We start from the raw sequence: 18,001 nt of genomic DNA, 5'->3' as shown, positions 1-18,001 counted from the left end.
CTATTGTTTTCTATTTAAATATGCCTGAAGGATTATGGTGGCACTAATTTCATCAACTAAAGCCTTATCCCTTCTTTGCTTTTTATTAAGGCCACTGTCTATCATGGTCTGAAACGCCATTTTAGAGGTAAATCGCTCGTCCTGTCGCTCTACCGGTATCTTCGGAAAAACACCTTGTAAAGTTCTCAAAAAGGGCTTAATTAATTCCTCGGATTCGGAAGGAAGATTATTCATTTGCTTTGGCTCGCCAATCACGAATCTTTCAACTTTCTCCTCTTCAACATACTTTCTAAGGAAATTCAAAAGTTGCTTTGTCTCAACAGTGGTTAGGCCAGAGGCTATTAATTGCAACTCGTCCGTTACAGCTATTCCCGTTCTCACCTTCCCATAATCCAATGCTACAATCCTTCCCACATAAATTTTTTGCAAAAATAAGAGATAAATTGTTATATGTGCAAAAACAAAAGGTTAATTACCTACTAGCACTTATATTTGCTAAAATTTGAATTATTAAAGATGAAAGAACTAAGAAAAACAATAGAAACCGCTTGGGAGAATCGAGAACTACTAAAAGAAATCCCAACCCAAAATGCAATTCGTGAAGTCATAGATCTTTTGGATAACGGAAAATTACGCTGTGCAGAACCTACCACTGAGGGTTGGCAGATAAATGAATGGGTAAAAAAAGCGGTGGTACTATATTTTCCAATACAAAAAATGGAAACCCTTGAAGCGGGGATCTTTGAATACCACGATAAAATGCCATTAAAGAGAGGGTATGCCGAAAAAGGCATTCGTGTTGTTCCCAATGCAGTTGCAAGACATGGATCATATATTTCCGCAGGTACCATCCTAATGCCAAGCTATGTAAACATTGGTGCCTATGTAGATGAGGGTACAATGGTAGATACTTGGGCAACGGTAGGTAGTTGTGCCCAAATTGGTAAAAATGTTCATCTTAGTGGTGGTGTTGGAATCGGTGGAGTGTTGGAACCATTACAAGCCGCTCCGGTGATAATAGAGGACAATGCCTTTATAGGTTCAAGATGTATTGTTGTTGAAGGTGTTCGCGTTGAAAAAGAGGCCGTTTTGGGAGCCAATGTGGTACTTACAGCCTCTACAAAAATTATAGATGTTACAGGTGACAAACCTGTAGAAAGAAAAGGTTTGGTACCTGCCAGATCGGTTGTAATTCCTGGTAGTTATACCAAGAAGTTTCCTGCTGGGGAATTTCAAGTACCCTGCGCACTGATTATTGGCACCAGAAAGGAGAGCACCAATAAAAAAACTTCCCTAAATGATGCCTTAAGGGAATATGATGTTGCCGTTTAATTATAAAAAATGAAATCGATTCTTGTAGACGCATGGAATACATTTGTTACGGAAAATGGAATAGACCAGGATTTGAAAAAACTATTGGATACTTTTCCAAATCCGAAAATCATTTTAACAAATGCCGATCCACAAGAATGTATCAGGTATGGAATTGTAAATATGCCTTATGAGGTTTTTAGTTTGGAACATAATCCCAACAAAACCGATAAGGCATATTACATAAGAATGTTGGAATTTTATAATTTGGATCCAAATGATGTTATCTATTTTGAACATAACTTAGAGGCCGTAAATTCTGCAATATCCGTGGGCATAAATACTTATCACTACAAAAAAGAGGACAGTCTTATTGAGTTGCATTCATTCCTGAAAATTAATCTAGTATAACCCCATCATGGCCTATAACATTACACTTGAAGGAAAAAACAAAGTTATAGCCGAAAGAATGCTACAAAATGTAGCCACTATTTTCAAAAATTGCAACATTGATTATTGGATTGAAGGAGGTACTTTATTGGGTATAAGAAGGGAGAACCGACTTTTGCCTTGGGATAATGACATTGATGTTTCTATAAATCAAGATCAAATAGACAAACTGGACGATTTTTATACCGAATTGAAGAAAGCGGGATATAGAGTAAGAACAAGATACTTTGATAGCACCTATGAGTTTTTCGCAAAGGATGCAATAAGAATGATAAAAATAAGGGAAAAACGATTTTTTGGTCTTTTGAAAGGAGCGGTTTGTTTGGATGTTTTTATAAAGTATCCGAAAAACGGGAATAGTTACTGGCAAATCGACAATAAAACCAAGTGTGTACCCAGCAAGTTCTACCAAACCTTTGGAAACATTAAATTTAAGGGGTTTGTTTATAACATTCCCGCACTTACGGATGAGTATCTTACCTATAGGTATGGGGATTGGCAAAAACCGGTGAAGGATTGGGACACCTCAAAGGACGATAACGCAATAGCCTAAGACACTACTTCCTGCAATTGCAATGTTTCTTTTAAAATAGTACTGCTAACATTGGCCGTATAGGTAACATATTCTACAGGGCAAGTCGTTTGTGGAAATCTGCCTTTCCAATCATCACCCACAGAAATGGCATCTATGTCATATTCATCCACTATACGTTGCTTATTTTTATCTACCTGCGGAATAACCTCATCAACATAGCTAATGGCCTTGACCAACTTCATTCTTTCCTCGAACGGAATAACTGGCAATCTACCTTTTTCCTTTAATATAAGTTCATCTGTGGAAACACCTACAATCAAATGGTCGCACATGCCTTTAGACTTTTTTAGAATATTGAGGTGCCCATAATGAAATATGTCAAAACAACCCGAAGTATACATTTTATTGTACTTTTTGGTCTTTTTGCCATACTTCACTTTTATACCTAGAGTATTTCCTTTTTTTAGTTTAATGACATAATCTTTATTGTCAAAGAAAACACTAATGTTTTTAACTATATCCAGCATTTCCATCAAGGCTCCCTCAAATTCGGACTTGCAGCTTATGGATAATTTTACATTATCATCTGGATCGCTGTTAAAATTCCAATTTGGATACTTTGAAGATAAAATATTTAGATATAACTCAGTCATTTATTTACAAACCAATTGATTAGTACAAAAAGGATCAAAGGTAGTAAACGTTTACAGTTATAATTTATTATGCCCAATTATTTATTCGTTGCCCTTATCAACACCACGATTTATGAAGTTATGATAAAAAACGGCCTAATAAATTATGAACCAGCCCAGGACATTATGCTCCAAATTCTGTGTTCTTTCCTAAAAAATCCTAATACTTCCAATAATTCCTGAAGTAACTTTAATCCTGTAGGTGAACAACCTTAGTACCGCCAGTAACATTATTGACATACTATATTGGCCTTTTATTTGTTATATAATAGGTAACCTCCTTATAGATTTTGGTGATTTCAACGCAACTATTTCCATAAACACTATCTATTAAGTGGTAAAAATTTCGATTACATGCTAGATCAAAGAGAAAAAATATCAGCCCTAATCATCACTTATAATGAAATGGGGTATATTGAAAAATGTATAGACTCCATTGAATTTGTAGATGAAATTATAGTTGTAGACTCGTATAGTACGGATGGCACATACCAATATCTGAACAACCATCCGAAGGTTAATGTGATTCAACATGAATTTGATAATTATACGGCACAAAAATCCTATGCGCTAAAACAAGCTACACATGATTGGGTTCTTTTCCTGGATGCCGATGAAGTAGTTACAGAAGAATTAAGGAAGGAAATCATTTGTAAGGCAAAGAAAGAGTCTGAACATTGTGCTTACTGGTTTTACAGAAAATTCATGTTCCAAAATAGGCCACTACGCTTTAGCGGATGGCAAACCGATAAAAATTACCGGCTTTTCAGAAAAAGTAAGGCCCAATTTGCCAAAGAGAAAATAGTTCATGAAACCCTTGTCGTCAATGGCACTTCTGGAATATTACAGCAAAAACTAGTGCACTTTTGCTACAAGAACTATGAAGATTATAAGTATAAAATGCTTAAATACGGGCGTTTAAAAGCTAAGGAAGCCCATAAAAAAGAAAAAAAATTCAATTATCTACTTCTAGTTCTTAAACCTTTTTGGAAGTTTTTCAATCATTACATTATTAGATTGGGAATACTCGATGGAAAAAAAGGAATTACGATATGCTATTTAAACGCATTGGGCGATTTTGAAAGGTACAAGGAACTACAGCGTTTGGGGAAAAAAGAAAAAATGGCCTATTTTTTGGTCAAATCATAATTGAATTTGCTTTACATCTGGCAACATCTTTCCGTAAATTACCATAAACTTTCTTCTCCGTTATATATTCGCCTTAAAGGCATTATTGCCATATTCAACGTTACGGATTTTTGAATTCACAGTACTATCTACATCAACCATTCTCCGAAATAACAAGTACTGCTATTACTCCTATGGAAGGCGTACTGTTCATCACCCTTAAAAATTATAAACCATTATTTACATATCTTTGCCCCCACCCTTATCTTTGCAAGAGGTTATGGTTAAAAAAATATAGGACCTGTCCAGATCTGGACCAGTCATTAAATTAATAATAAAATTCATGAAAATTGTCATTTTAGCAGCGGGTATTGGATCAAGACTTGGAAACCCTTTTCCTAAACCTCTAACACCTTTAAAGAATGGAAAGTGTATCATGGAGATGCAGGTAAACAACCTGGAGGTAACCTTTAATATTCATGACATAAATGTTGTTGTTGGTTTTAAAAAGGACCTGATAATGGAACGTTTTCCTGAACTCACCTATATTTATAACCCTTTTTTCGATCAGACCAATACATCCAAAAGCCTATTAAAAGCCCTTAAAAAAAACAGGGATAAATCTGTGCTTTGGCTTAATGGCGATGTTGTTTTTGACGTAAGACTATTTTCTGTTTTAAAACCATATATTGATAAAAATCAATCATTTGTTGCTGTGAACACCAGTAAAGTGGCGGATGAGGAAGTAAAGTACACTTTAAGGGAAAACTATATTGACAAGTTGTCCAAGACCGTAAAAAATGGACTTGGAGAGGCAGTGGGCATTAATTTCATTGCTTCCAAAGACATTAATAGTTTTATAGATAGGCTGGAAGAATGTGATGACAATGATTATTTTGAAAGAGGATTGGAAATTTCAATAGAAAAAGACGGATTAAAAATTAGTGCTGTCGACATTTCAGAATTCGATTGTATGGAGGTCGACTTTAAGGAGGATTTGGAAAATGCCAATACCCTATTCCAGAAATGAAGATAATTTTATTTTGCCAAAATGCCTATGCCTTTGGTATCCTTTCCCCAATTCGGGATGTACTTCTGGAACAAGACCATGACTTTCTTTGGTACATATCCGGGAAACTTCTGGATAATTTTCCCTATAAAAATGAGGCGTATACAGTAAGCACTTTAGATTTACAGCTCTATAAAAGCGATGCCATTTTTGTTCCAGGCAATGAAGTCCCCTATTATATTCGCGGACTCAAAGTCCAGGTCTTTCACGGACTGGCCGGTGAAAAGAAAGGACATTTCCGAATACGGCACTACTTTGATCTTTATCTTACACAAGGACCTTATTTCACTGATAAATTCAATGAATTAAAAAAAATACACAGAAATTTTGATGTCATAGAAACCGGCTGGCCAAAATTGGACGTGTACAGCTCAGAAAAAAATAGATACGACTTTGAAAAGAAGGCCATACTGCAGCAATACAATACGGACAAGATTGTCCTCTACGCACCTACCTTCTCTCCTAGCCTTACTTCTGCACCCTTTCTATTAAAGGAAATAAAAGATCTCGCAGAGAAAACAGGCTACATTATCTTCATTAAGTTCCATGATCTTATGGATCATAAGTGGATAAGGGCATACAGAACATTGGCCAATGAAATCCCAAACGTACTTTTCAAGGACGACAAAAATATTATTAAATCGCTCCTCCAAGCTGATATATTGATAAGTGACACCTCATCTGTTATTTACGAATTTATTCTATTAAACAAGCCTGTAATATCTTTTAGAAATATAGCGGAAAAGGTATTGTGGGACAATTCAAAATCCTATACGGGACTCACCAATAAGGTTTTGGATAATTTTCATCTGGACCCCCATGCTGCGGAAAGAGCTTATATAAACATGCAATTTCACCCTTATCAGGACGGAAAGTCAGCCCTACGTATGGTGAATGCTGCAAAAAAACAAATTGAAACCAATGGGGTGCCCGAAGAAAGAAAACTATCCTTGGCGCGGAGACTCAAAATTAATTCCATGTTTGGGAAGCCTATATTGAATCCCTTTAATGGTGAAAAAAATAATAAGATTTCTGCAATTCTTATTACGTTCAATGAAGATATACATATTAATGCAGTTTTAGAAAATGTAAAGTTTGCAGATGAAATTATCGTTGTGGATTCCTATAGCACGGATGGAACCATCGAAAAAATCAAGGAACATCCAAATGTTAAGTTAATTCAACGCCCCTTTGTTAATTATACGGACCAAAAATCATATGCCTTGGAACAGGCAACCAATGATTGGATCCTTTTTTTGGATGCGGATGAGCGCGTCCCTGATCGCTTAAGAAATGAAATCTTGGAAACCGTTAATTTAACTGAACCCACAGCAGATGCCTATTATTTTTATAGAATCTTTATGTTCAAAAATAAGGTTCTACGCTTTAGTGGGTGGCAAAGGGATAAAAATTATAGGCTCTTTAAAAAGAGTAAAGTTCATTTTACCCAAGATAGAATTGTCCACGAAACCTTGGTTGTAGATGGACAGTCCGGTGTACTCAAAAACAAACTGATACATTACTCCTATAAGAATTATGAAGACTATAAGGGCAAGATGATAAAATATGGGCAAATGAAAGCTGTAGAGGAGTTAAAAAAAGATTATTCCCCAAATTTGTACCACTTTATATTTAGACCATTTTACAAATTTTTTAATCATTATATCCTACGATTTGGTGTTCTTGATGGCAAAAAGGGTCTGATCATATGCTATCTAAATGCATTGGGGGTATACTCCCGATACAAGGAATTAAAACGATTGCGGAATTTAAGGTAACAGTCAATTATGAAAGATATTCTTTCCGAGGTAAACCAATGTTTTGATATCCTAACTAAGGGAGGCCTTATTTTATACCCCACGGATACTGTGTGGGGCATTGGTTGTGACGCTACAAATGAAGAGGCTGTAGAAAAAATTTACGCCCTAAAAAAAAGATCTAATACAAAAACTATGATCTGTTTGGTGGCGAACGATTTTATGCTGGAACAACATGTTAACAAAGTACCGGAACTGGCCTATGACATTATAGACCTATCTACCAAACCAACCACCATAGTCTATGAATCGCCTAAGGGTATAGCCAAAAATTTAATTGCACAGGACAATACTTTGGCCATTAGGGTGGCTACGGATCAGTTCTGTCAGTATCTAATAAAGAAATTTAAGAAACCCATCGTATCCACTTCTGCCAATATTGCCGGGGAACCAACTCCCAATAGTTTCAAAGAAATACACGATGAGATTTTAAAAGGTGTAGACTATATAGTAAATTTGGACCGCGATAAAATTAAAAGTACCCCATCATCCATTATTATGCTCGGTAGTGATGGTACCGTAAAAGTGATCCGAGAATAAGAATGACGAACAGAAACCACGAAGAAGCCTTAATCAACCCAATATTTTCTACCATTTCGGATGCAGCTAAGGAACTCTCATTAGATTCCTATGTTATCGGAGGCTTTGTAAGGGACTATCTATTGCGAAGGGGAACACCAAAGGATATCGATATTGTTGCCATAGGCAGTGGAATTGAATTGGCCAAATTGGTAGCTAATAAATTACCAGGAAGCTCGGAAGTAAGCGTCTTTAAGAATTTTGGAACGGCAATGATCAAATTTCAGGACATTGAAATTGAGTTTGTTGGGGCTAGAAAGGAAAGTTACCACCGTGACAGTAGAAAACCGGTAGTTGAAAATGGCAGCTTGGAAGATGACCAAAAACGAAGGGATTTCACAATTAACGCCTTGGCCATTTCCCTCAATTCTAGAGACTACGGACAGCTTCTAGATCCTTTCGACGGTATTGGGGATTTGAAAAGACAGCTGATTAGAACTCCATTGGACCCTGATATTACGTATTCCGATGACCCATTGCGAATGATGCGTGCCATAAGGTTTGCCACTCAATTAAACTTTATAATCCATCCTGAATCTTTACAAGCCATTGTGGACAATAAGGAGAGAATTAATATTATTTCCAATGAACGCATCGTTGATGAATTACATAAAATTTTGGCCAGCACCAAACCCTCTCTCGGGTTTTCCCTGCTTCATGAAACAGGTCTATTGCCCTTTATTATGCCGGAATTGGTGGCTTTGGAAGGCATAGAGGAAATTGAAGGACAACGCCACAAGGATAATTTTTGGCACACTTTGGAGGTCGTAGATAATATTTCCCTAAACACAGAAAATGTTTGGCTACGTTGGGCCGCACTTTTACATGATATAGGCAAGGCACCCACCAAAAAATTTGACAAAAAAATAGGTTGGACATTCCATGGACACGAATTTATTGGGTCTAAAATGGTCTACAAACTTTTTAAGCGCCTAAGGTTGCCCTTAAACGAAAAAATGAAATTTGTTCAGAAGATGGTGTTAATGAGTTCCAGGCCCATTGTGCTCTCTGAGGATTTTGTAACGGACTCGGCAGTAAGAAGGCTTATTTTTGACGCAGGAGAGCATGTGGAAGACCTAATGACCCTTTGTGAAGCGGATATTACTACCAAGAATCCCAAAAAGCAAAAGAGGTATAGAAATAATTTTAAAAATGTCCGTCAAAAAATCGAAGAGGTAGAAGAAAGGGATCATGTAAGAAATTTTCAACCCCCCATTAGTGGAGAGGAAATCATGAAAACTTTCAACCTTAAACCTTCCAAGGAAATAGGTATGATTAAGGAGGCTATAAAAGAAGCCATATTGGAAGGGGAAATTCCCAATGAGTACAATGCAGCTTACACCTTAATGTTGCAAAAAGGAAAAGATATGGGTCTTAAGGGGAATTAAAATTACCTTCGCATTTGAAGTTATAAAAATCACCCTATTTATCTTAAAATTAAGACTTATTCAGACTATATTTCTGATAAAAGAGTGGTAATTTTGCACTGTTCTTTCAAATATCCAAATGCAGAATAAATTTACAAAAATCGCCAAAATCTCTTTGGTTTTGGTCTACTTGGTAATTGTGGCCGGAGCTGTTGTAAGAATGACCGGTAGTGGTATGGGATGCCCGGATTGGCCCAAATGTTTCGGATATTATATCCCCCCCACGGATATTGCAGAATTGCAATGGCAGCCAAAAAAAGAATTCAAAAAAGGTCAGGTAATTATTGTTGAAGAATCCTTATGGGTAGCCAGGGAGAATTTTAGTACAACCACAGAATATAATGCCAATAATTGGGTGCCATATACGAAGCACGACTACGCAATTTTTAATCCTCTCCATACATGGACCGAATTCATTAATAGGTTATTTGGAGCACTTGCAGGACTTGGAACCTTAATGATGGCCATTGCCTCATTTACCTATTGGAAAAAACGAAGAACCATCACAATACTTTCATGGCTAGTTGTATTCGCAATGGGTTTCCAAGCATGGCTTGGGGCCACAGTCGTGTACTCTGTTTTGGCTCCGGCCAAAATAACTATTCATATGGTAATGGCTTTGGTTATAGTTGCGATGATACTGTACTTGATACACACCACCAACAATAAGATGAAGTCTTTAAAACCCGACAAAATTACAAGGAACTTTATGATATTGGTTCTTTCAACCACCTTGGTCCAAATTGTTTTGGGAACACAAGTAAGACAATTTGTTGATTTGCAAACCGACCTTTATGGTGAAAATGCACCTGGTCTATGGTTAAGTAATGCAACGCTCCCCTTTTATATACATCGCTCGTTTTCCATAATCGTAGTCCTGTTAAACCTTTTACTTGCCATAAGGATTTACAAATTAAACCTTGGTTATACCAAAATAAATTGGGTTTTGGCACTCTTACTCTTGGAAATTATTTCGGGAATGGCCATGTATTATCTCGATTTCCCTTTTACTACCCAATCCTTTCATCTTGTATTGGCGGCAGTTTTATTTGGTTTTCAGTTCTATTTGGTTTTGGAAGCTTTAAATGCTTTTAAAACCATCAAAACTTTGTAACTTTGCCACCACAAAAAAAGGACCCAATGATATATAAAATAAGGATCATTCTAGATGCCGAAGAAGATATTTTTAGGGATATAGAAATAGAGGGAATCAATACCATGGAAGACCTTCACAATGCCATTACCCAGGCTTTTGGTTTTTTAGGAAATGAAATGGCCTCTTTCTATACCTGTGATGAAGAGTGGAAACAGGACGAGGAAATTGCTTTGTTCGATATGAGCGAAAGTGGCTCCGATGTCCGCTTAATGAACGAAATTCTGTTGCAGGACATTCTTACAGAACATTCGCCCAAACTCATATATGTTTATGACTTTTTAAGCATGTGGACCTTCTTTGTGGAATTGGCCGATATTGTTGAAAAAGAAGACGGGAAGGCCTATCCCAATACACTTTTTAGTTTTGGTGAAGTACCGGACTCCCCACCGGAAAAAACGTTTGAGGCCGATGAAAACGAATTTGATTTTGACAACACTTTGGACAATTACGAAGATTTGGATTTTGATGAGAACTGGAACTAATAATTCCAATTGCGATGAACAGGGACAGTTAATGGATTTGATTGAGCCTGTACCCGGTCCACTGGAAAAAAACAACTAACTTAACTTCTTAATTGAGACTTAAGTACAAAATAACCTTTTAAATTATTTCCTAAATCTATGATTAATTTATACCCTACCCAAATTGAAACCATATCCATACATCGTGTGGGCAACAAAAATAAAAGCGAAGGTATTTTTCTCTCAGAAGAACCATTTTCCCTGAACGATGAAACCACGGGGCTTCTAAAAGAATATTTTTTTAAACCATTTAGGGAGAAGGAGGAAAATTACTATTATTTCTCCAATGAGGCAGATGTCGAATTTAATGAAGTATTCAAAATTGTTAGCGATATTTTCGATGAGCCCAGCAGCCTACATGCCAATTCAAAAAAAATAGCTACTCAGTTATTTGACCAGTCCAACCACCCACATATCAAGAGCGGGGAAGTTTACGTTGCCTATCTTACCGATCTAATGCTGGACAATGTAAAGGTGAACGCCGTGGGCATATTTAAAAGTGAGCTTAAGCACGATTTCCTTCAATTTCAGGAAAAGGGAAATAGTCTGGATATTCTGGTCCAACAAGGCATCAATATTAATAAATTGGATAAGGGGTGTTTAATTTTTAATACCAATAAGGAAGAAGGTTATAAGGTGCTTTCAGTAGACAGCAATCGTTACGACACCAAATACTGGTTGGAAAACTTTTTAGGGGTTGATGCCCTGTCGGATGATAATTTTAAAACCAAAAACTATTTAAAATTCTGTCAAAACTTTGCCAAGGATGTGGTTTTGCCAGCCGAAGACAAACAGCAGGAAGTTTTGTTTATGAACAGGGCGGTAAATCATTTTGCAAAAAATGATGCCTTTGAAGAAACCAATTTCTTGAACGAGGTCATGGAGAATCCAGATCTGATACCGGAATTTAAGCACTATAAAGTTGAAAAGGGTCCTAAATACAGTATAGAGGACGTCTCTACGTTTGACATTGCCAACAAAGCCGTTTCCGACGCCAGAAAAAAAATAAAGAACGTTATCAATTTGGATACCAATATTCAGATCAAACTGGATTTTATCAATCCTGAATCTGCCCAAAAATTTGTCGAGAAAGGTTGGGACGAAGAACGGCAAATGTATTATTACCTAGTCTATTTTAACAAGGAACAGAAAAGTTAGGCATTAAATTTGCCCACTCGTAACTAGGATAATAGGAACTGGACCCTAGTCCTTAAAAACCAGATCAGGCCTTGGATCAATATTGATCCAAGGCCTGATCTGGTTTTAATTTACAAGGAATATTACAGTCGATATTCAAACTAAGGTCACTACGGAGCAGGGAATAAAAATCCGCCTAAAATAAAAGATATCAAATATTTATCCTGTTCTCAATAATCTGCTTCATACTAACATCCTGATAGTTTCTTTTCACAAAATCCAAGGCCAGGGCCAATACTTCTCCCATGGTCTTACAGGTTTTAAAATCGATATCTCCTGTTAAGTCTTGAATATGTACGGCCAAGGCGGCTATGTTCTCCTCATTGGATATTTTATCCATCTTAACAATAGAAATCAATCGCTTGATACGGTTTCCGGAACTCAATATTCTTTTGGCCACTATGGAACGTTCTTCAATCTTGTATTGATCCACAGAATTACGCTGTAACTTTTCCTTTACCAACATGACCATTTCATAATTTTCTTTAAAAAATTGAGGCCTGTACACCTTCAATTTTCCCTCATAACACTGTTGGTCAAAATCTATAGCCCTTATTTTGTATACTACATGGTCAAAATCATGGGTGGGAACAATAACGTAATTATAAGATCGCATATCACCCAAAAGTCGGATCATGCAGCGTTCATTAAACTTTACAAACTCCTTTGCCAACTGCGATTTTTCCGATTCGGTACATTTTGGCAAAAAATCCTTTATAAATACATCACCGGGAATACCGGCGATATGTTCCTCTATCAAAGTATCACCATATACCAAGAAGTTAAGATTATATGGAGATAACATATGTTCCAATTCCAGGCCATAAATCCTGGAGGCATCCGTCTTTTTTACATAAAAATAGGTGAAATTGTCGTTCAGTATATTCCTAACCTTGATTCTAAATGGTTTGGAGTTCCCAAAGGTGCAGTAATCAACGGCATCAACATTTAAAAATGGAAAAATGCTATCACTTCCATCGGAATGAAGAATGGAATACACTTTTTTAAGACTGATATCTATCTCTATCCTATCGAACTCGCTATAATAAACACGGACCCAAAGTGTATCCTCATCATTGGAATCGTATACAACTATAGACCCGGAAAAACGCAACAGGTCCTCGTAGAAAATTGGGATTTCAATTTTTCTACTGTAGTGCTCTAAATAGGCATCCAATTTTTTGTTGACCGGAAATGCAGGCTTTTTCTTGGACATTAATCTTTCAGACATGGAAAAAACTTTAATTTGTAACAAAATAACGATTTCTTCGTCAAGTAAGTACAAACAATCAAAAAAACTATCCTATTTTGGAAACTATACTTACCGTAAACAATCTCACCAAAAAGTTTGGATACCTGACAGCCGTAAAAGATCTTTCCTTTAATATTGAAAAAGGCAATGTTTATGGTATTTTAGGTCCTAATGGCAGTGGAAAATCAACCACCCTGGGAATAGTTCTGAATGTTGTAAATAAGACAGCAGGTGACTTTGCATGGTTTGGAGGTAACGTTTCTACCCACTCCGCACTAAAAAAAGTGGGTGCCATTATTGAACGCCCCAACTTCTACCCCTATATGACGGCGATTCAAAATCTTAAATTGGTCTGTAAGATCAAGGAAGTACCCGAGGATAAAATTGAGGAAAAATTGGAAATGGTTGGACTTTTGGAACGAAAGAACAGTAAGTTCCGGACCTATTCCCTTGGAATGAAACAGAGATTGGCCATAGCTTCGGCACTTCTCAATGATCCCGAAATATTGATTCTGGACGAACCTACCAATGGATTAGACCCCCAAGGAATACATCAGATAAGGGGAATCATAAAAAAAATTGCAGCTCAGGGCACAACCATTCTTTTAGCCTCGCATTTGTTGGACGAGGTGGAAAAGGTCTGCAGCCATGTAGTAATCCTACGAAAAGGAGAAAAACTCTATTCCGGACCTGTAGATGAAATGTTGACCAGCTATGGTTTCTTTGAATTAAGGGCCACGGATGAACCTGCATTGATGAACTTCCTTGGCAATCATGGCAGTTTTGGTTCCTTAAAACAGGAAAATGGCTTGATTACCGCAATTCTGAAGGAAGAAATGGATGCAAGTAGCCTAAATAATGACCTATTTAAAAACGGTATTGTGCTTTCCCATTTGGTAAAACGTAAAGCGAGTCTAGAAGAACAATTCCTCAGCCTGACAAACCATAACAAATAACTGCCAATGCTCTTAACCCAATAAAACTATGTTACGTTTATTACAGATAGAATTTATAAAATTATGGAACAATAATGCGAGTAGGGTTCTGATCATTTCCTACTTCGTCCTTATTCTTTGCATGGCATTAATTGCAGCCATCAAGTTTGATATAGGGCCAATTCAATTCCATGTTGCCGAGCAGGGTATTTTTAATTTTCCTTACATCTGGCATTTGAACACATGGATAGCCAGTGGATTGAAACTCTTTTTTGCCATCATTATTGTCTCCATGATGGCCAACGAATACAGCAATAAGACTTTAAAACAAAATTTGATAGACGGTCTTAGTAAAAAGGAATTTATTGCCTCTAAATTTATTACCGTTTTTGCCTTTTCTGTTATTTCCACTATTTTTGTTTTTCTAGTTTCACTAGTGTTGGGCCTCTTTTATTCTGATTTTACCGAACTATCGATTATATTTTCTGAATTGGAGTACTTATTGGCCTATTTCATTAAGTTGTTAGGTTTCTTTTCCTTTTGCCTTTTCCTAGGAATATTGGTTAAACGGTCTGCCTTTGCCTTGGGTTTTTTAATTATATGGTTTGCCATTGAAAATTTGGGTATTCGATTTCTAGTGTGGTGGTTGGCCGGTAAGGAAGCCTCTGCTTCCGCGATGAAATTTCTCCCCCTCGAGTCTATGGGCAACTTGATCAAGGAACCTATCTCAAGATTTAAGGCGGTACAAAGTATGGTAGAACAAGTTGGAGAAGAATTCCATAAAGACTATTCCGTCCATTTTTATGAGATTTTAATAGTTGGGTGCTGGACCTCAATTTTCATTTATCTTTCTTTTATCCTACTCAAGAAACGGGATTTATAAGCCTCATAACTGAAAAGTACCATGGCTTTTTCCGTCTCTTTTGCCTCTATCCCACAAAGAAGCACTAAGTGGGTCATAAATAGCTCCCAAAGAACCTTGGTATTGATCTCTATTTATTAATTTTAGGCCTTTAAGCGAACATATATCCACTTGCCCATGAATTTTCTTAGGGATTAATCCTGATAGATTTATGGGAGTTCCCAAATGCAATACAAGTGTATTGTAGCATTATCACAAGAAATATTTAGTAAATGAAATTTAAAGTTGTATCCGAATTTAAACCTACAGGTGATCAGCCCCAAGCCATAAAACAATTGAAAAAGGGCTTGGAATCCGATGAGCGTTACCAAACGCTTTTAGGGGTAACCGGCTCTGGAAAAACGTTTACCGTTGCCAATGTTATTGAACAAGTTCAACGGCCAACCTTGGTATTGGCACATAATAAAACCTTGGCAGCACAATTATACTCTGAATTTAAACAGTTTTTTCCCGAGAATGCAGTGGAATATTTCGTTTCCTACTATGATTACTATCAACCTGAGGCTTATATACCTTCAAGCGGCACCTATATTGAAAAGGATCTGTCCATAAATGAGGATATAGAAAAACTGCGTTTGAGTGCAACTTCATCCCTTTTATCCGGTAGGAGGGATATTTTGGTTGTGGCCTCGGTATCCTGTCTATACGGTATTGGGAATCCAGTGGAATTTCAAAAAAATGTCATTGGAATTCATAAAGACCAAGTGATTCCTAGAACCAAATTTTTACATCAATTGGTTCAAAGTCTTTATTCAAGAACCACTGCTGATTTTAGAAATGGCAATTTTAGGGTAAAAGGAGATGTAGTGGATGTTTTTCCGAGCTATGCAGACCATGCCTTTAGGATTCATTTTTTCGGGGATGAAATTGAGGAAATAGAGGCCTTTGACCCCTACAAGAACAAAATACTTGAAAAGTATCAACAGCTTAATATTTACCCGGCCAATATGTTCGTCACCTCCCCAGATGTACTGCAGAATGCCATTCACCTTATACAGGAAGATATGGTGCATCAGGTGGCGTATTTCAAAGAAATAGGAAAACACCTGGAAGCTAAGCGTTTGAAAGAACGAACGAACTTTGATCTGGAAATGATTCGGGAATTGGGGTATTGTTCGGGTATAGAAAATTATTCCAGGTATTTGGACGGTCGTGAGCCGGGAACCAGGCCGTTCTGTTTGTTGGATTATTTCCCAAATGACTATTTAATGGTGGTAGATGAAAGTCACGTTACCATTCCACAGGTACACGCCATGTATGGGGGTGACCGTTCCAGAAAGGAGAATTTAGTGGAGTATGGTTTTAGATTGCCTGCGGCCATGGATAACCGGCCTTTAAAATTTGAGGAATTTGAAGCCCTCCAAAATCAAGTTATATATGTAAGTGCCACTCCTGCCGATTACGAATTGCAGATGAGCCAAGGAGTATATGTGGAACAAGTGATAAGGCCGACAGGACTATTGGACCCCATCATTGAGGTACGTCCCAGCCTGAATCAAATTGATGACCTTATCGAGGAAATTCATCTGAGGGTGGAAAAAGACGAAAGGACACTGGTTACGACCTTGACCAAACGAATGGCAGAAGAATTGGCCAAATATTTGGCCAGAATAAATGTGCGTTGCCGATATATACATAGTGATGTGGATACTTTAGAGAGAGTGGAAATAATGCAAGACCTGCGCAAAGGTGTTTTTGATGTACTCATAGGCGTAAACTTACTTAGGGAAGGTCTTGATTTACCTGAGGTCTCCTTAGTGGCAATACTGGATGCCGACAAGGAAGGTTTTCTAAGAAGTGCAAGATCATTGACCCAGACCGTGGGTCGCGCAGCCAGACATCTGAATGGTAAGGCCATAATGTATGCTGATAAAATTACCAACAGCATGCAAAAAACAATCGACGAAACCAACTATAGGCGTGAAAAACAAGCCACCTATAATCTTGAAAATAATATTACTCCAACTGCATTGAACAAAAGTTTGGACAGTGTCTTAGCCAAAAATTCCGTTTCTACCTATCATTTTGAAAAGGAAGAAATGAAGGCTGCAGAACCGGATTTAATGTACCTTACCATTGAACAAAAAGATAAAATGATACGGGATAAAAGAAAAGCCATGGAAAAGGCGGCCAAGGACTTGGATTTTATGCAGGCTGCGAAATTAAGGGATGAAATTAAATCATTACAGGAGCAGGAATAATATATTTTATGGCCGGCAGGCGTAGCTAAAAATTTAGTTGGAACAAAAAAGCGCTTCGATTTCTCGAAGCGCTTTCACAACCAACTAACCAAACCATCATGAATCACTACGGATTCACAATTGCTTATAAGCTTATGCTATTTCAATTAATCTTTTGGGCTTTGGCAATGCCTCCTCCTTTTTGGGCATAACAAACTTTAGGATTCCATCTTCATAGGACGCGTTGATTTTATCCAACGAAATTGTTTCAGGTAAACTAAAAACTCTTTTGAATGAAGAAAAGGCAAATTCCCTTCTGGTATATCCATCCTCCTCCTTGTTTTCTTCACTTTTAACTTCAGAAGAAATAGTTAGGATGTCGTTGTCGATTTCAACATTGAAATCCTCTTTTTTTCTTCCAGGTATGGCCAATTCCAATACGTATTCGCTTTCAGTTTCCTTTACATTGGCCGCCGGTACATTTTGTTTGAAGTTATCCACTCCGCCAAACCAATCTGGTCTTAAAAATTCGTTCATTAATGTTGGAAACAGTACATTATTTCTTTTTACTAGACTCATGACTTTTATGTTTTAAATTAAACTTTAATTTCTCATGAGCTAAAAGGCAAATCTTATACCGAGTCCAAATTTACGCCAATATGTCGCTTTTTGGAATTAATTACCGGACATTTTGTCGCTTATTGAGGATCAATCCTAAAAGTTGTGTGTGAATTAGAAAAAGATAGGATAGACTTGCCCAGAGTTTGTGTTCTGTTCATTTTTTGCATCGCCCAAAAAACGACCAGGGCTGAATAACCAAGGTACGGTGT

Annotated in this window: 18 protein-coding genes; 14 read left to right on the top strand and 4 right to left on the bottom strand. The window is 37.1% G+C overall.

The genetic code is table 11. The features are described from left to right. Positions 1 to 414: a Holliday junction resolvase RuvX gene (gene ruvX / locus CWD91_RS17210; RefSeq protein ID WP_103442360.1), complete on the bottom strand. Its 414-nt coding sequence runs from the start codon at positions 412 to 414 to the stop codon at positions 1 to 3. 102 nt (positions 415 to 516) lie between these two features. Here ruvX and CWD91_RS17205 point away from each other — a divergent pair, with 102 nt between their 5' ends. Genes CWD91_RS17205 through CWD91_RS17195 form a run of 3 tightly spaced genes read left to right on the top strand, consistent with a single transcriptional unit; the run spans position 517 to position 2,314 of the window. Continuing rightward, a complete protein-coding gene (locus CWD91_RS17205; RefSeq protein WP_103442215.1) occupies positions 517 to 1,332 on the top strand; it encodes a 2,3,4,5-tetrahydropyridine-2,6-dicarboxylate N-succinyltransferase in 816 nt (271 codons plus the stop codon). 9 nt (positions 1,333 to 1,341) lie between these two features. Next, on the top strand, positions 1,342 to 1,722 hold the full coding sequence (locus CWD91_RS17200) for an HAD family hydrolase (RefSeq protein WP_103442214.1): 381 nt from the start codon (positions 1,342 to 1,344) through the stop codon (positions 1,720 to 1,722). 7 nt (positions 1,723 to 1,729) lie between these two features. Continuing rightward, positions 1,730 to 2,314, top strand: a complete 585-nt coding sequence (locus CWD91_RS17195) for a LicD family protein (protein ID WP_103442213.1) — start codon at positions 1,730 to 1,732, stop codon at positions 2,312 to 2,314. Here CWD91_RS17195 and CWD91_RS22905 read toward each other — a convergent pair. Continuing rightward, the gene (locus CWD91_RS22905; protein WP_205164658.1) at positions 2,311 to 2,949 is read right to left on the bottom strand and encodes an adenylyltransferase/cytidyltransferase family protein; all 639 of its coding nucleotides are present in this window, start codon (positions 2,947 to 2,949) and stop codon (positions 2,311 to 2,313) included. The genes CWD91_RS17195 and CWD91_RS22905 overlap by 4 nt on opposite strands. A 393-nt stretch (positions 2,950 to 3,342) precedes the next feature. Here CWD91_RS22905 and CWD91_RS17185 point away from each other — a divergent pair, with 393 nt between their 5' ends. From CWD91_RS17185 to CWD91_RS17150, 8 genes are all read left to right on the top strand, one after another. Then, positions 3,343 to 4,137, top strand: coding sequence for a glycosyltransferase family 2 protein (locus CWD91_RS17185; protein WP_103442212.1), 795 nt, complete (start codon positions 3,343 to 3,345; stop codon positions 4,135 to 4,137). 322 nt (positions 4,138 to 4,459) lie between these two features. Continuing rightward, positions 4,460 to 5,146 carry a phosphocholine cytidylyltransferase family protein gene (locus CWD91_RS17180; RefSeq protein WP_103442211.1) on the top strand — a complete coding sequence of 229 codons (687 nt, stop codon included), beginning with the start codon at positions 4,460 to 4,462 and terminating at the stop codon, positions 5,144 to 5,146. Next, entirely contained in the window at positions 5,143 to 6,963 is a 1,821-nt protein-coding gene (locus CWD91_RS23145; protein ID WP_103442210.1) for a CDP-glycerol glycerophosphotransferase family protein, read from the top strand. Before CWD91_RS17180 ends, CWD91_RS23145 begins: the two co-directional genes overlap by 4 nt. 9 nt (positions 6,964 to 6,972) lie before the next feature. Further along, complete coding sequence (locus CWD91_RS17170) at positions 6,973 to 7,542, top strand: L-threonylcarbamoyladenylate synthase (RefSeq protein WP_103442209.1); 570 nt, start codon at positions 6,973 to 6,975, stop codon at positions 7,540 to 7,542. A 2-nt stretch (positions 7,543 to 7,544) separates the two neighbouring features. Next, positions 7,545 to 8,969, top strand: a complete 1,425-nt coding sequence (locus CWD91_RS17165; protein WP_103442208.1) for a CCA tRNA nucleotidyltransferase — start codon at positions 7,545 to 7,547, stop codon at positions 8,967 to 8,969. Positions 8,970 to 9,087: 118 nt separating this feature from the next. Continuing rightward, the gene (locus CWD91_RS17160) at positions 9,088 to 10,122 is read left to right on the top strand and encodes a COX15/CtaA family protein (RefSeq protein WP_103442207.1); all 1,035 of its coding nucleotides are present in this window, start codon (positions 9,088 to 9,090) and stop codon (positions 10,120 to 10,122) included. Between the two features lie 26 nt (positions 10,123 to 10,148). Beyond that, entirely contained in the window at positions 10,149 to 10,646 is a 498-nt protein-coding gene (locus CWD91_RS17155) for an IS1096 element passenger TnpR family protein (protein WP_103442358.1), read from the top strand. 138 nt (positions 10,647 to 10,784) lie between these two features. Then, positions 10,785 to 11,843: a nucleoid-associated protein gene (locus tag CWD91_RS17150; protein ID WP_103442206.1), complete on the top strand. Its 1,059-nt coding sequence runs from the start codon at positions 10,785 to 10,787 to the stop codon at positions 11,841 to 11,843. Positions 11,844 to 12,033: 190 nt separating this feature from the next. Here the strand turns inward: CWD91_RS17150 and CWD91_RS17145 are convergent, their stop codons facing one another. Then, positions 12,034 to 13,113: a hypothetical protein gene (locus tag CWD91_RS17145; RefSeq protein WP_103442205.1), complete on the bottom strand. Its 1,080-nt coding sequence runs from the start codon at positions 13,111 to 13,113 to the stop codon at positions 12,034 to 12,036. Between the two features lie 77 nt (positions 13,114 to 13,190). On the opposite strand from CWD91_RS17145, the gene CWD91_RS17140 reads away from it, so the two are divergent. From CWD91_RS17140 to uvrB, 3 genes are all read left to right on the top strand, one after another. Continuing rightward, positions 13,191 to 14,090, top strand: coding sequence for an ABC transporter ATP-binding protein (locus CWD91_RS17140; RefSeq protein WP_103442204.1), 900 nt, complete (start codon positions 13,191 to 13,193; stop codon positions 14,088 to 14,090). 28 nt (positions 14,091 to 14,118) lie between these two features. Then, a complete protein-coding gene (locus CWD91_RS17135) occupies positions 14,119 to 14,952 on the top strand; it encodes an ABC transporter permease (protein ID WP_103442203.1) in 834 nt (277 codons plus the stop codon). A 251-nt stretch (positions 14,953 to 15,203) separates the two neighbouring features. Next, positions 15,204 to 17,192 carry an excinuclease ABC subunit UvrB gene (gene uvrB, locus CWD91_RS17125; RefSeq protein ID WP_103442201.1) on the top strand — a complete coding sequence of 663 codons (1,989 nt, stop codon included), beginning with the start codon at positions 15,204 to 15,206 and terminating at the stop codon, positions 17,190 to 17,192. Between the two features lie 132 nt (positions 17,193 to 17,324). Here uvrB and CWD91_RS17120 read toward each other — a convergent pair whose 3' ends face one another. Further along, complete coding sequence (locus tag CWD91_RS17120; protein WP_103442200.1) at positions 17,325 to 17,750, bottom strand: Hsp20/alpha crystallin family protein; 426 nt, start codon at positions 17,748 to 17,750, stop codon at positions 17,325 to 17,327. Positions 17,751 to 18,001: the final 251 nt, after the last annotated feature.

Origin of the sequence: Arenibacter hampyeongensis, assembly GCF_002909255.1 — a bacterium.
Classification (GTDB): domain Bacteria; phylum Bacteroidota; class Bacteroidia; order Flavobacteriales; family Flavobacteriaceae; genus Arenibacter; species Arenibacter hampyeongensis.
This window is presented reverse-complemented; position numbering and strand designations above follow the sequence as displayed.